Below are 14,554 nucleotides of genomic sequence, written 5' to 3' on the forward strand. Positions count from 1 at the left end.
TCATTTTCATTACGCTTGTGTTCATGGATTCGCTCTCCCTGAAATGCTGTTACCGCCAAAGCGTTTTTGATAAGCGTGATAGCCGACGCCCAAAGGTTTAATCGGAGTCGCTAATGCCTGACCTGTGTAATTCATATCACGGCGTAACATACGATATTGGTTTCTGAGGGTAGTCGGTCTTAACGAATGCAGACTGTTGGCAATGGCACCATTCGCAGCAATCGCAACGCCACCGCCTAATGCTGATGCCATGGCGGGAATTTGTTTCATCACTAAAATGCACAAGCCAAGCACAATGCACAGCATGGAGCTGTCGCTAAGCGTGGTCATCGTTGAATGATTTGAGGCTATTTTATGCAGGTAACTGTTCGCCACCGACACCATCAATTGCCCAGATGTCACTCCAAGCAACAATACAAAACCAAAGTTCAATACCATACCTAACCAGCTTTCAAAAAATCGTTGTGTCGCTTGAAACAGCAATAGAACAAAAAAGGCCGGGCCGATGGCCAATAAGATACTGACCATGACTTTGCTGAGTAGAATAAAGAACGCGACTAACAATGTTAGACAACTACCAATCAGCAACACAGCGACAGCAATAAAGTACATCCCAAAATTGCCGTTCATTACACCACCTTGTTTCCAAGCATTATCGGCCAGCTGAAATACCTGACTAAAAAGTTGATCCAACAAGTGTGCTGCATCCATGGAGTGACCACCTGAAACGATGGAAGCAATGGTTTGTGGTGCATCACTCAAAAAAGTCACTACAGTTTGGTTATAGCGGCCAACGGTTAAGCCAAGAGCCAGAATAAATCCGATGCGTAGAATCCGATAAAAGCCTTCTTGTAGAGGCGCTTCACTGCGACCTGTCATCAAGGCATAGCCCCAAATCGCCAGCCAGATGATCATCAAGCTGGAGAATAACGGCACCAAAAAATGGATAAGTCGTTCAGAACCTTGCTGCACATAGTTATGCAGCGCCTTATCGACTAAATCAAAAATGCCCTGATACAGATTGCTTTTGGCAGCCATTAACCTTTGCCCCAGTCAATAGGATGCAATTCACCAGCCGAACGCTGGTTGGCGGCATGGAGTGCATTAATGCAATCCGGCTCTTTGTTGTACTTGGCGGGATCGTCGCTACAGAGCTTTAAAGTTTGATCTAAAACCTCATTGTGTTTGAGAAACCAAGAGACCGTATGTCCTTGGTCAACTTTTTGTTCTGACTCTTTTCCAAACTTGGAACAAGCGCTTAAGCCAATTACAACCAATGAAAGTAAAACCAGTGTTGATGTTTTCATGCAGATATCTCTTAAATTTAATCAGTGTTATCTGCCATCCGTGGGCGTTTTGCTCCGTTAATTCCAATCGATAGGGCGTAACTCACCAGCGGATTCAATCGCCATCTGAGTAATTTTTTGCTGTGTCAGCGCTTCGCTGGCTTGTGCCTGTGCATTCAATAATTGCAGTTTGGCTTGTTCGTTTTGCAGCATCACGCCTTCAGCATTGATGCGAGTTTGTAAGTCTTCAATGTCTTTTTGCTGCGGTGCTTGATTGATTTTCTGTATCAATCGCATTAGCTGTTGGTATCTTGCTTGAGTTTGCTGCAGTGATGCTTGAGTTTGGCCGAACCAACGACCTCGATAGCGATTCACATCATCGTATAAACCTGCCACATCACCGCCTAGTTGCAGCCATTGACTGTCACGTAAACCTTGCTGTTTTAATGTGAGATTAGGGTCAACTTTAACCGTAACGTCATAAACCGAATCAATGACATTGCTCATACCTCGAATTCCGTTAATACTATTCAGTTGGCTTTTTGCTGTTTTTACCTGCTGTTTTAAGGTATTAATTTCTTCCAGCATGTGTTTCACCTGCAAGATATTTTGTTGCAGATTTGCGGCATCAATGACTGGAAAGGCTTGTGCATAAGCAGAGAGCAAGAGGAGAAATGATGAAATGGCTATGTACTTCATTGTTTACCTCGCTTGTCGACCAACTGCTGATAATAAAGGGGTAACCAGTCATTAGGCTCGGTGCCGACTTGCTCAATCAATTGTTCAAGTAGTTTTACTTTATCGGTTGTACCAGATATCACTGCGAGTTCTTCATCAAAGTCATTTAAGTCCAATTCATTGACTGAACTTAGATGGCCTTGCTTAACAATAAACTGGCGTGAGTTGGGTTGAAGCTCGGTTTTAATCATTGCAAATTCACGCTCTGTCAGGTGCAAGCCATCAATGTAATCTTCTCGTCTAGCCTTTGGGTTTGGCATTAAAATGAGCGTAGCGCATTGCTCAATCAGAGAGTGAGCAATTGGAGAGCTAAGCACATCACGTGCAGACTGAGTGCCATAAACCATAATGCCATTCTGCTTACGAATGGTTTTCTGTTTGTTATTGGCTAAATCCTCAAAGTATTCATCAGCCAATAACTTCCAAAACTCATCCATAATGATTTGCAGCCTGCGACCATCAATCAAACTTTCAATACGGTGGAATAAGTACATGACTATTGGCGTTCTTATTTCAGGGATTTCTAAAAACTCAGTCACATCAAAAGCCATTAGTGTTTGATGTTCTAATGACAGCTCATCAACTTCATTATCCAGCACCCAAGCGAGTTCACCGCCCTGACACCACTTTTGAAGTTTGCTGTAACAACCATGGCTATCAACCGGATCGAGAAATTCTAAACAACGACTTAAACGACGCATAGGTTTATCAAGACTCATTACGCCTTTCACTGCATCAGCCACTTCTTGTTGCTGATTATGATTGAGGTTATCACCACACAATTTGCTAATAAGACGAGTCAGAAATAACTGATTGCTAAGAGTGCTCTCTAATTGAAACGGATTAAATCCAGTAGGCTTACCCATTTGTAATGGCAAATACAGACCAGAACAGGCTCGCACATAGATCTCAAGCCCACGGTCTTTATCAAAAATGATTTGAGTCGGTGTAAGTTTCTTGCTTTGTGACACTAAAAAGCCCTGCAAAACCGTTTTACCACTTCCAGATGCACCAATGATTAAGGTATTTCCTAAAGCATGATGCTCATCCTTGAGCGGACTTCCTTTTTTGTTGATACATTCAGAATGCTCTTGGTTCCTCCTTTTTTTCTTCGCTTGCGTTTCATGAAAGTTAAAGTAATACGGTGCGCCAGACACAGTTTTGAAAAGTGTTACCGCATCTCCCCATTGATTACCTGTCATCTGTCCTGATGGATAGTTATGAAAGCTGCAAAATCCAGCAAAGTTCTTTGATGAGATAGGTGCAGGACGCGGACGATATTTGCTATTAGCTGGTAATTGCGACCAAAAAGCTGCAGCGATAGCGGTACTTTCTCTCACTGGCATAATCGCCATATCCGCTAACTCGGATTTGAGCTGTGATAGATGTTTTTCTAGCGGATCCTGTGAATCGGTTAAGACTGTCAACACCAAGTGATGCTCACCATAAACCATGCGATTAGAGGTAATGTCATCCAGCCCTAAATCTATCGCTTCAATTTGTGAGTGGGCAAAATCTCCCGTGGTATGTAATCGTTTTTGTTGACGCTGCAGTAATTCAGTAGCAACGGGTTTAGACAAAAATTGAAAGCTTTGGGTCAGTACCAATTCAAGAGGTGCCGATAAAAGCGCATTAAGCAAACCCGCTTCCGTCTGTTCAGGGTACTCCGATATCCCCAAACAAGATCCAAAACGGGTTTGCGTAATGTCTTTCAAGGCAAAGGTGTCACCACCGAATAATGGCCTAACTCGCATCAATGAAGTAGCGATATCAGCTTTAGGCAAGGCTCTTGGTTGCCACTCACCATTGACCAGATAATCCAGAACAGTTAACGGCTCAGAATAGAAAATGCCGTTGCTTAAATAGGTAGCAAGCCGCTGAGGTTGATAAGCTTCCATTGAAGCGATTACGGTACTGACTACGTCATTGAGTTTATTGATGGCTTGTTGTTGCTCTGCAATGAGTGCCTGCTGATTCAATTTTCTAGGGCTTGCAAACCACGCAGATATATTAGAGCTTATACCACGAGAATGACCACGATAAATCACACTTAAATACAACTCGTTGATCATCAGCTGGCTTTGACAAACCTTAGCCGCGTACTTGTCATTGAGCTTTCTGTCGAACTCACATTCAAACTCACCTTGTGGAAATACTTTATGCTCACGCCTGATTAAATGCGTCCAAATACAGATATCAGGACTGGCAATATTTCGCAGCATTAAATTGAGTTGTTCTTTCCAAAGTAATACCTGCTCAGGTGCCACTGATTCATGAGCCACACCTTGTAAACGAATGATCTGCAGGTAATCACCGCTATGAGTTTTGATGGTGTGCTCGTTAACATGAGTCTGATACGGAATAAACTCAGCCGCTTCGTTTTCTCTTTTCCAAATATGCTGAGGAATTTTAGAATTCATAAGATGTTCCTCAACATTGAATTGCGACTACGAGTATTACTATAAGGACTCGCGGTAGCTGCTCCAAATTGTCGCCAAGCAATCGATTTCGCTTTGGTGTTCAGCCACAACAACATCAACCTAAACAACCTTGGATCACGCAAACAAAAGACATACATCAAGCCATGAACAGGCAAATACAGCAGCAAAGTGAGTGGGTTTTTAGTGGCAATCATCAAAACTGCGACTAAAGCGCCAGTGATAATAATGCCATCTAAGGTCACGCCCCATTTCATCGCAGGGCGAGTTACGGCAACAAATAAAAGATCATGTTCATTCATAATCAGCCCTCTACTTCACTGCTGAAATGATCATATCGACAATGGTGGTGCCGCCGAAAACGAGCACAATCCCTGCAATGTACTTACCGCAAGTTTCGCCAGTAATACGACCAAACCATGCGAGATAGCCAAGAATAGCAATGCCAATCACTGCCGCACTGCGAGCAATACCATTGGTAAGCAAATCCATCACCCAATCGACACCTTCAGTGATTGGATTGGCGAATGCGATGTCAGGAATTAGAGCAAGGAATAGAACAAAAGCTATGATGGGAAGTACATTTTTTAAATTGAAACACCTACTGGGAGGAGCAGCAAAGGACTTAGAAAATATTGTACTTACTCTCATCGAACTTCTCCTACAGAGAACGAAAGAAAATGAGCATCCTTAATTCAAAATAATTTCCTATTAATTACTAAAATATGACTATTTGAACTCTTGATGTAAATAAACTCTTACTTATAAGAAATATTCAAAGAGCATTAAACTTATTTTGAACTTAGTGTTCTTAAGGACTGTCCTAGATTCGTAAGCTGTCAATTCACTTGCACATATCTTCCTTGTGAACGAATTTGATAGTATTTATGTAATAATTACCCCATAAATGCCATTAATTTAGAAGTAACGGATGCCGACAACAGATACCAAAGTGCAATTCAGTCAACGTCTAAACCAGCTGTTAGACAGACATAATTTCCCTCCTAAGAACATGGGAAGGATCACTTTATTATCCGATCTGTTTGAGATTACCCATAAGGGTGCAGGGAATTGGCTAAACGGAAAAGCGATACCATCAAGAAAAATGCTTAAAATGATTGGCGAGCATTTTGGTGTTTCGGTTGACTGGCTTATCTTTGGTCACCAGCCTGACGAGACTTTACCATCAGGAAACATTGATATTCCTGTTATTACCAAGGTGCAAATATTACCTTTCTTAAATAATGAGCTGTCAGACTTCAACCAATACATTTCAGTGCAAGATCGCATCGGTGCAAAAGCTTTTGTTATTGATGCTAAAGACAATGGTTTTGAGTTGGACTTCTTACTATCAAATAGTGCCAAGTTAGTTTTTGATCCTGATCTACCTCCGCAAGATAAACGCTTCGCCTTAATTCAGGTTGATGGTGTTCTTTTGATCAAGCAATTACTTGAATATGATAAAGGTAACTTTGCTGTGAAGTCGGTAAATAAAAATGGACAGTCAGAATTGAAAATGCTCGACAAAGGCAATTCAATTCTGGCTGTATTGATTGAGATTCGCTTTTAAGTGCGGCTCACTTCTGTTTACAACTGATATACATCTTTACGATGGCTAGTTCGTAGCACCAACACCACTAAAGTGTCGTCTTCGATATTGCAAATAATGCGATAGTTTTTGACTCTATAACGCCACAATCCGGCTTTATTACCTAACAGGGCTTTACCAAAACGTCGTGGCGATTCCTCGGTGGAGATACGGGTTTTAAGGTAGTGAATGATATCTTTTTGCACTTGTTTATCGAGCTTTTTCAGCTCCTTCAGGGCACGGCTGTCCCATTCGATTTGCCACTGCGCCATTTTAATCGTCTAAGCCCAATTCTTTTTCCACATCGGCCATTGAAACCCGGGGAGCTGGATTTTCAAGACGGCTAATGGCGATGTACTTGTCTTCCATCTCATCAAGGTATTTTGCAATAGCTTCTTTGGCATAAAAAGATTTGGTGCGGCCAGTAGTTTCCGCCAACTGGTTTAAACGCTGCTCGATGCTGTCAGATAATCTGAGTGATAACATGACGACCTCCAAAGTGTATTACGTGTCATACAAGTAAAGCATAACAGGTTTCACGTCGACTTACACCTTTAAAGCAATCAAATAACCGTAGTTCTGGTTGATTTGCTGGATATTCTTCCCATCCTTACCACAAGTAGATCAAGCGATTACTTGAAAAATAAAGGTAACATTGTAATGAAATCGGTTAATAAATAGGACTATCAGAATTGAAAATGCTCGACAAAGGCAATTCAATTTTGGGAACCCATCAGATACGGGTAACAAATAAATGAGAAAATCTGAGGAGAAAAACGTTATTTATTGAGATAATAAGCCGACTAAAACTATTCTCAAAATAAAATGCCGATACTCGACCGAACACCGCTTAACTCCTCAGACAAATTCGATCTTCTCTTAAAAACTATCGCTTGCCAAGTGCATGGTGCAGTTTCTTCTCTTTCTGATGAATTTAATGTTTCTCGTAAAGCCGTTTACTCCGCTAAATATGCGGCTCAATCGGCACTAAAGTGCCTTGTTACTACCAACGACGAATCTGATGTCATTACATCTGTAAATGTTGACGTACCACATCTTCGCCGTTCTATTGTGGCTTTATCAATCACAGCACCTAACTCTATTCGAGCAATTGAAGAACAAATCCCACTCATTTATCCAGGCTGTAAAGTCAGTTACGGTTACATTCAAGGCGTTATCGTTGAAGCTCAAGAGCAGGCTAAGTTATTTAACGAAAAAGTGTCGCTATCAGCCATAAAGAGTGTGGCCATCGATGAGATGTTCAGCCAAGGTGACCCCGTACTTGCTGGGATAGATCTCGAAAGTGGTTATTTATTTTCACTCTCTCACGAACAAAAGCGTGACGGTGAAACTTGGGCACGAGTTTTAGGTGAAGCTAAATCACAAGGATTATCACCTCAGCACGTCGTTAAAGATGGAGCAAAAGGAATAGCGAAAGGCGTTAGCATGAGCTTTGAACATGCAGAGCAACGTGATGATGCTTTCCATGCGTTGTATATCGTAGGTAAGGCGCTGAGAAAGGTTGAACGTCGGGCGTACTACTACATTGATAAAGAGGCTAGTTTGGAAAAAAGATTGCATAAAGATGTATTCGATACAGAGAAAAAGCAGCAGGCAATGGTTGATTTATTAGGCGTGCAAGCGAAATGTGAGCAAGCGATTGAGCAATATGAAAGTGGAACGAAAAGCAGAAATCATCTCCACCAAGCTTTGACCAGTATTTCCATGAAAACGGGTAGCCTCATGACGAAAAAACAGGCTGAAGCCTTGCTAACGAAGGCTGTTGATGGCTTAAAAAATACTGAGCATAAAGATGGCATCACCGCTGCTAGATACATAAAAAATCGTTTGAAAGGACTGACATTAGCAACTCAAGCACTTCACGAAAAGTTACTGAAACTTGGCGAACTTTATCCTCAAGAATGCGTTGAAGTGGCTTGTCGCTTCTCTGAACGAAAGCGCCAATTACGAAAAGCTAAACCTTGGAAAATAGCGCGGTATCAGAAAGAATTAGTTGGCAGTTATCAGTGGTTGCGACTCCGTTTAGGCAAGAGTGCCAGCGAACTTATGCTGCAAGTGGAAGCGTTGCATCAAACTCGCCACAGAGCATCAAGTGCCATTGAAGGATTTAATGCCACTCTACGGTCTTACCTTTATGTCCGTAAAGGAGTCAATCAAGGTTTCCTCGAGTTATTTAAAGCTTGGTACAACCTTCGCTCAAGACGCTGGGGGAAACATAAAGGAACTTCATCGTATCAGAATATCACAGGGAAAAAAGTTGATGACTGGCTAACAATGCTGAATTTTCCACCTTCGGATTTACACCACTAAGCACTCACAAACTTTGTGTGATTTACGGTAGCGGTTCAACTGAGGTTGAGCTGGCGATCTCTCTTTGATTTGTTACCTTTAAGACCTATGTTTTGATCAGTCCTCAATTTTAGCAGTGTTGATCTAGATTCGATTTTAAAACTGACTCATTTCTGGACATAACCTAGCTAGAATTGCAGCTTGTAATAAATCTTTATCGATAAAAAAAGATACGTTCATATTTTATTTTCATAACGCAGTAAGGCATAAATTAATCTACGCCTTAGTGTTTTTTAGCTCTTTAATTTGTAGTTACGACGAACTTCATCAACTAAACGATAACGGGAGCTTTTTAAACGTTCATGAGGTGCAAATAGAGAACTAGCACTGTCTAATAAATCCACTGCTCTTGTGAGCTGATCAATCTGATTTTCTGATAATTCACTTTCAGCTAAGAGCTCATTTATTTCTAGTATTGAAAGCTCCTTTGCAGCAATGTCTTCAGGTAAACCAGACTTGGTACATAAGCCATAGATTCCATTTATAAAATGCCCCCACTCTTCTTTTACATGTTCATCAAACTGAGTAGTTAACTTAGAGCTGCCAGAAGAGTGCCCTTGTAAATAAAGGCTTTCAACAGCTTTTTTATAGCGGTCAGTAAACACTGAATAAACACTGTCAGTAGACTTTTCAGATTGAATAACGGCTAACCAAGAAGAATAACCTTTTGCATAAAACTCAACCTGCTGCTCTTCTTTATGTAACCCAAAAAATGAATCACTTTGTAAGCTTAATTCTAATTTGTATGAACATTTAGGCATTAATTCTGCGTCTTGATAGCTTTGAAATTCGCTATCTGTAACTTTCGATATTTCCAGCAGTTCTTGTTTCGTAAAAAAATGGTTTTGTAGGTAATTTAATAACTCCACTAACTTTGTCCCTCTATAAATTTAATCAGTAAATAATCCTTTTAAATATTGGGTATATTATAACTAAATGGACATTTGTTGAAATACCAATTTTTGTTTACGTTTCAGCTTGTTTTTCAACCAGCTTTGGTCGGATAAGCGACACCTGTTGCCAAGTGCCGCTCTCCTCAGAACCCAGCGTGCAACTTTCACTGCACTGGGCTCAAGCCTCCACTAAGGCATACTATGTAACCCGGTAACTACAAATAGTTACCTTTGCAATACACACTTGAAGCTTTAATATCTGCAACATTATGGATTCCATATTATTACAGTAAGGAGAGGCACTAACCTCATATGAAGTCATCATTTGCGTTTCTCCATTAACAAAGTTCTTCAAATTTTCTTGCAACGGGAGACCAGCTGGAAGTGGGCTCACTTTCGCGACCAGATATAAATCTGTATCTGCATCATTACAACGCAGCATTTGCTTTCTCCAGCCTCCTTTACCTGCATAACTATCGGCCACCCTCACAGATGGCTTTCCCAGAAGGAACTATACAGGCTTACCGTGTTCCGTATGTTGTGCAATATCAGGGTAGATGCCCACTCTAGTGCGGAGAGCTCTGTTGATCACGAAAGAGTACTGCCCAACCTCTTTCCAACTCTCGTTGCCTTTTGGCCACAGCGTAACAACCACTTCCGCTGCTTCACGTATAACGCACCTTTCATGGGTTCACATATGTTCATCATACTGATTCCCTAGCGCTTACCCGACTTGTGGTTATCAGGAGGAACGTCCTCTCACGATTCGTTTCCCGTCTAATAAATAGACTTTGCTACATTGTCAGGCTCGCTACTTTATTCAGAGCCTTAGGGTCATCTGGTGATACAGACGGTTCACGCTATAGTGGTGAACAGCACTTCATACGACTTCACGTCGCACGGGCATAACCGTGTTTCATCCCGTAAACTCACTTCTGGACATAAGCTGGTTAGGTTAATACTCTAAAGCTAAGTGTTCGAATTAGGTATTTGTATTCAAATATTTCACTACGGTTTCAAATTTGAAACACCCTTTAAAGTGTTTCCACTAACTTGAGTGTTTTAATTACTATTTTTAAACGGCGTTTGCTAGATGGCTTGCAGCTCAAGATTAATTCTGTGAGCCTGATGTCCGATGAAGATCACCGCACTATACAGTCGTGATTGATGGGATGATTATAAATCACACAGCAAATCAGTTAAACCGATCGGAATAAAGCAGAAAATTATTATGGTGTCTTGTTTATTTCTTGCGCAGAGATGAGTTTATTAAAGTTGAACAAACACTGACGAAAAATGCAATGCACCAGAAGCTCATCTTTAAATCTACACAGCATAAGCGTAACGTTCTCTCAAAAGCCTAATCATCAAGAGATAGAGTGAATTTAAGATCTTGAATAAGTCACCGTGGAGGATTTATGTTCGAGTATAACCCTGTATCACAGCTTGTATCGGTATCACAGGCCGCTTTCGAACATGATAGTAGCCTAACAACCAACAAAACAGTTCAAAATTGTGAAAATGTTCTATACATTCCAGGTGTGGGTCTTAGCAACGAAGATTACCAAGAGATACTCCTTGAGCAAAGTTGGAATCTATTAAACAAAAAAGAACCTTTTCAAGTCGTATTTAAACATGACGAAGAATTAAGCCGCTTTCATCAGTATACCACTATGTTGACCAGCTCATCAGAACCCGAGCATTGTGCTCAATTAACTGAGTATGACCTGACAAAAAGCAAGGAGTGCGAAGCGGCTGCAGGTTTGCTGGAAAAGCACGCAGCCTCAAAAACAGTGAGTCATAATTCGCAAGATAGTGGACTTGATGTCAAAACTGGAAATATATGGGTTCACGGTGAAGGTCAAGTTGCCTGTGGCGAATTAGTGTCCGGTAAAACAACCTTTACCATGAACGATATCTTTTATGATTTTTTTATAAATATGCACTTGAATAAGGATAGAGAAGGTTTTTTTGTAAAAAATTTCTACTTTGATGGTTCACATACGGCCGACAGGAAAGCCACCGGAAGTTTTGACGCTCAGGAGCTTAAGAACAGCCGAAAAGAACCCGCTTATTGTACTGGATGGGTAAATTGGCTAGTCGAAGGTGATAAGCGTAGTTTTGTCCAGCATGTCAGGGATGAGTTCTATGATCACACTGCGTTTCGCCCAGAATATAAAGAAATTACTTTTCATGGGTTTCATGGCGCTAAAGTCCATCTTACACCAAAAAATTTCCAACAATTCCACCAACGTACACTAAAGACAGAAATAGCGGCTGAGAAACAAGCCAAGCAAGAGAGTGAGGATACACCAATTTTTGCTTCATATGAGCAAGCACATACTCAAGAGAAAGTCACTCGTAATTGGTATATTTGGCAAGGGCTACTCCCAATTCCTAGTTTAGGATTAAAAATTGTTTGTGAGTTTACGGCAGCATAGTGCAACTTTAACCCAATAATTTGATGTAATGATGGCAGATTAATTATCGGAGCCCATCATGCCAAATATAGAGCCATTAACTCGCGTCGCCACAGTCTTCGCCCATTGGCGCATAAATAAGCCGAGTCGCGGAACTAAAATACCAAACACTCTCCGCGAGCAAGCCATTTCATTGCTAGGGCATTACTCATCATCACAAATTTGCACCGCTTTACGTATCAGTAGCTCTCAATTTAAACAATGGTGCCAGGTATCAAACTCGGCAGAGTCCATTACAGACTTCATTGAATTACCCAACTTACCTGAGGTCATCAAGCCCAATTCCCCAGTAAAACTTGAGTTGAATCTATCTAATGGCGACAATATTCATATACAAGGTGTGGTGGATGTTCACTTTATTTGCGCCCTTATCTGGGCAATGAAATCATGATCTATTTAACTTCCAACAGTCGTATCTTCATTGCGACTCAGCCTGCTGATTTTCGCTGTGGTATCGATGGACTGGCGGCCGTGTGCCAACAGCGCTTGTCGAGTAATCCGCGTTCAGGCTCGATATTCGTCTTCATTAATCGCAACAAAACCATGATACGAGCCCTCACTTATGAGCATAATGGCTTTTGGCTGATGACCAAACGGTTATCAAAAGGAAAATTTCATGGATGGCCACGTCATCATGGCGTTATGCAACCGATGGCTGCGGCACAATTACGGCAATTACTGAGTGGTGAACCTTATTTATCTTCAAGTCGCTTGAAATAAATCGCACTTACCGGTTGATTATTTTATTTATCGGATCATACTGCCCGCCGAATTCATTTTTCCTATTCGCCTAAGCTGGACTGTCCTTTAATGAGTAAACCGTTTACTGATATCGACCACAACGCGCTGGAAGCACTGATAGTTCGTGTTACTGAAGCCAAAGAGCATGAATTAGCACTGTCTCCAGAAGATTGTCAGTTGTTACTTGATGCCTTAGTGACGTTATCGACGATGCAGCAACGATTAACCAATCACGATGTCACCGTGCACAAATTGCGTAAGTTACTTGGCATTGAAAAGTCTTCAGAAGCCTTGTCTCGTGTCAGTAAAAGCAATAAAGGAAGCGGTAAACACACTGCGGGTAAAAATCGTAAACCCAAAGAGAGCGGTGAAGATTTCACTCCCGCTAAGCCAGTTGTGATAGTGCATCAGAGTACAGATGTGAAAAAAGGTGATAACTGCCTAGAGTGCCACATGGGTAAAATGTACAAAACCGACCCAGGCAGTTTACTGCGTATCACAGGGCAAAGTCCGTTTAAGCCAGAGCAGCATGTCATGGAGCGCTTTCGCTGTAATGCTTGTGGCGCTTACGCTACCGCCGCTTTGCCAGTTGAAGTGTTAGCCGACGGGAGCGAGCAACAAAAATACGGCTACTCAGCTCGGTCATTAATGGCCATACACAAGTATTTTGCCGGGTTGCCGTTTTATCGCCAAGGGAGCATTCAAAAGCTGCTTGGTGTCAAAATCACTGCGTCTACTGTGTTTGACCAAGTTGAATATGTGGCCAATGATATTTACCCTGTTTATCAAATGTTGGTTAACCTCGCGGCCGATGCGAAGCATTATTATCTCGATGACACGACTCACCGAATTTTGGATGCTACGCCAATAGAAAAACCGGTGCGTAACAGTGACAAGACACAAATGCGCAGCGGCGTGTACACATCAGGTGTTATTGCGACCACTCAAGCCAATGATAGTATCGTGTTGTTTGAAACTAATATTGGTCATGCTGGCGAATTCATCGATAGCCTGTTGCACAAACGCGGTACTCATCAATCTAGGCCGATAATGATGAGTGACGCTCTGGTCAGTAATCGCCCTACGGTAAGAGAATGTCTGCTGTCATTGTGTAACAGTCATGCCAGACGACAATTTGTTGATGTCATTAACCATTTCCCCGATGAAGTCGAGCACGTACTGACACGTTATGGTGAAATTTGGGCTTACGAGCAGCACACTAAAGAGCAAAAGTTTACGGCAACAGAAAGGCTGAGTTACCATCAGCAACATTCGTTGCCTGTAATGAAAACCATCAAGCAGTGGTGTACAACACACCTTAACGATGAAACAGTTGAAGAAAATAGTGGTTTAGGTAAGGCGATGCGATATTTTGTCAAACATTATGTTGGCTTGAGCTATTTTTGCCACTACGAAGGTGTATACATCGATAATAACCGTATCGAAGCCATGTTAAAAATCATCGTTCGTGACCGAAAAAATGCGATGTTCCATAAGACGTTACTTGGCGCTACGATTGGTGATGTCATCACGTCAATGATTGCAACAGCAAGTGAAGCTGGCATCAATGTGTTTGAGTATTTCACATTTTTACAGAGAGAGAAGGATAAAGTGAAAACCAACCCTGAAGAATACCTACCGTGGAATTATCGAGAAACAGTCGTCACTGAAAAATAATACAGCTGTAAGAAATGGACTTGGGCTAATCGCCTAGGTCTAGCTGTACCTGAAATAATTTAGTTTTTCACGCTATGCTGCCGTAAGCTCACAATTGTTTAGGGACTAAGTACCTGATGAAAAGTTTTGCCTCTATCTTGTTTTTGGACAGAAATGCGCCAGCCGACCAAGTTGGCAAAGGAGGGACAAAACCAATTTACGCTCAATTTCATTATTTTTTGAGTCTGAAGTGCAACTATGAGCTACCAAACGGCTTCTCTGTGCAGTAGATAATTTTCTGTTATACATTTATAGAATGCCTTAAAGCTGAATAATTTTGTATTTAGCTTTTCAATGCGTTATT

At 41.5% G+C, this 14,554-nt stretch carries 15 protein-coding genes; 6 read left to right on the top strand and 9 right to left on the bottom strand.

The features are described from left to right. Positions 1-21: 21 nt before the first annotated feature. From E2I05_RS14690 to E2I05_RS14715, 6 genes are read right to left on the bottom strand one after another with little or no spacing between them, the layout of a single operon-like run. Entirely contained in the window at positions 22-1,038 is a 1,017-nt protein-coding gene (locus tag E2I05_RS14690; protein ID WP_121854530.1) for a TrbL/VirB6 family protein, read from the bottom strand. After that, on the bottom strand, positions 1,038-1,307 hold the full coding sequence (locus E2I05_RS14695; RefSeq protein ID WP_121854531.1) for an EexN family lipoprotein: 270 nt from the start codon (positions 1,305-1,307) through the stop codon (positions 1,038-1,040). Before E2I05_RS14695 ends, E2I05_RS14690 begins: the two co-directional genes overlap by 1 nt. A gap of 57 nt (positions 1,308-1,364) precedes the next feature. Then, positions 1,365-1,985, bottom strand: a complete 621-nt coding sequence (locus E2I05_RS14700; RefSeq protein WP_121854532.1) for a type IV secretion system protein — start codon at positions 1,983-1,985, stop codon at positions 1,365-1,367. Continuing rightward, a complete protein-coding gene (locus E2I05_RS14705; RefSeq protein ID WP_121854533.1) occupies positions 1,982-4,444 on the bottom strand; it encodes a VirB4 family type IV secretion/conjugal transfer ATPase in 2,463 nt (820 codons plus the stop codon). The genes E2I05_RS14700 and E2I05_RS14705 overlap by 4 nt, the downstream gene beginning before the upstream one ends. Beyond that, positions 4,441-4,764 (bottom strand): VirB3 family type IV secretion system protein, encoded by a 324-nt coding sequence (locus E2I05_RS14710; RefSeq protein WP_121854534.1) that lies wholly within the window; start codon positions 4,762-4,764, stop codon positions 4,441-4,443. The genes E2I05_RS14705 and E2I05_RS14710 overlap by 4 nt, the downstream gene beginning before the upstream one ends. Before the next feature lie 10 nt (positions 4,765-4,774). Then, the gene (locus tag E2I05_RS14715; RefSeq protein WP_121854535.1) at positions 4,775-5,113 is read right to left on the bottom strand and encodes a TrbC/VirB2 family protein; all 339 of its coding nucleotides are present in this window, start codon (positions 5,111-5,113) and stop codon (positions 4,775-4,777) included. A gap of 280 nt (positions 5,114-5,393) precedes the next feature. Here E2I05_RS14715 and E2I05_RS14720 point away from each other — a divergent pair, with 280 nt between their 5' ends. Next, positions 5,394-6,032 (top strand): hypothetical protein, encoded by a 639-nt coding sequence (locus E2I05_RS14720; protein WP_121854536.1) that lies wholly within the window; start codon positions 5,394-5,396, stop codon positions 6,030-6,032. A gap of 17 nt (positions 6,033-6,049) precedes the next feature. Here E2I05_RS14720 and E2I05_RS14725 read toward each other — a convergent pair whose 3' ends face one another. Together E2I05_RS14725 and relB are read right to left on the bottom strand one after the other, a co-directional pair. Next, positions 6,050-6,322, bottom strand: coding sequence for a type II toxin-antitoxin system RelE family toxin (locus tag E2I05_RS14725; RefSeq protein ID WP_121854537.1), 273 nt, complete (start codon positions 6,320-6,322; stop codon positions 6,050-6,052). 1 nt (position 6,323) lies between these two features. Continuing rightward, positions 6,324-6,536, bottom strand: a complete 213-nt coding sequence (gene relB / locus E2I05_RS14730) for a type II toxin-antitoxin system RelB family antitoxin (RefSeq protein WP_121854538.1) — start codon at positions 6,534-6,536, stop codon at positions 6,324-6,326. 339 nt (positions 6,537-6,875) lie between these two features. Between relB and E2I05_RS14735 the strand changes: the two genes are divergently transcribed. Then, entirely contained in the window at positions 6,876-8,381 is a 1,506-nt protein-coding gene (locus E2I05_RS14735) for a transposase (protein WP_133309665.1), read from the top strand. Between the two features lie 272 nt (positions 8,382-8,653). On the opposite strand, the gene E2I05_RS14740 is transcribed toward E2I05_RS14735, so the two are convergent. After that, entirely contained in the window at positions 8,654-9,289 is a 636-nt protein-coding gene (locus tag E2I05_RS14740; RefSeq protein ID WP_121855320.1) for a DUF6058 family natural product biosynthesis protein, read from the bottom strand. Positions 9,290-10,731: 1,442 nt separating this feature from the next. Between E2I05_RS14740 and E2I05_RS14755 the strand changes: the two genes are divergently transcribed. The 4 genes from E2I05_RS14755 to E2I05_RS14770 all read left to right on the top strand — a co-directional run bounded on the left by E2I05_RS14755 (position 10,732) and on the right by E2I05_RS14770 (position 14,211). Continuing rightward, complete coding sequence (locus tag E2I05_RS14755; protein WP_121855300.1) at positions 10,732-11,754, top strand: hypothetical protein; 1,023 nt, start codon at positions 10,732-10,734, stop codon at positions 11,752-11,754. 58 nt (positions 11,755-11,812) lie between these two features. Further along, complete coding sequence (locus E2I05_RS14760) at positions 11,813-12,184, top strand: hypothetical protein (RefSeq protein ID WP_133309717.1); 372 nt, start codon at positions 11,813-11,815, stop codon at positions 12,182-12,184. Next, a complete protein-coding gene (tnpB, locus tag E2I05_RS14765) occupies positions 12,181-12,513 on the top strand; it encodes an IS66 family insertion sequence element accessory protein TnpB (RefSeq protein ID WP_133309503.1) in 333 nt (110 codons plus the stop codon). The genes E2I05_RS14760 and tnpB overlap by 4 nt, the downstream gene beginning before the upstream one ends. Positions 12,514-12,603: 90 nt before the next feature. Continuing rightward, positions 12,604-14,211, top strand: a complete 1,608-nt coding sequence (locus E2I05_RS14770) for an IS66 family transposase (protein ID WP_133309718.1) — start codon at positions 12,604-12,606, stop codon at positions 14,209-14,211. The last annotated feature ends 343 nt before the right edge of the window (positions 14,212-14,554 follow it).

This window comes from Parashewanella spongiae (assembly GCF_004358345.1).
Lineage (GTDB): Bacteria > Pseudomonadota > Gammaproteobacteria > Enterobacterales > Shewanellaceae > Parashewanella > Parashewanella spongiae.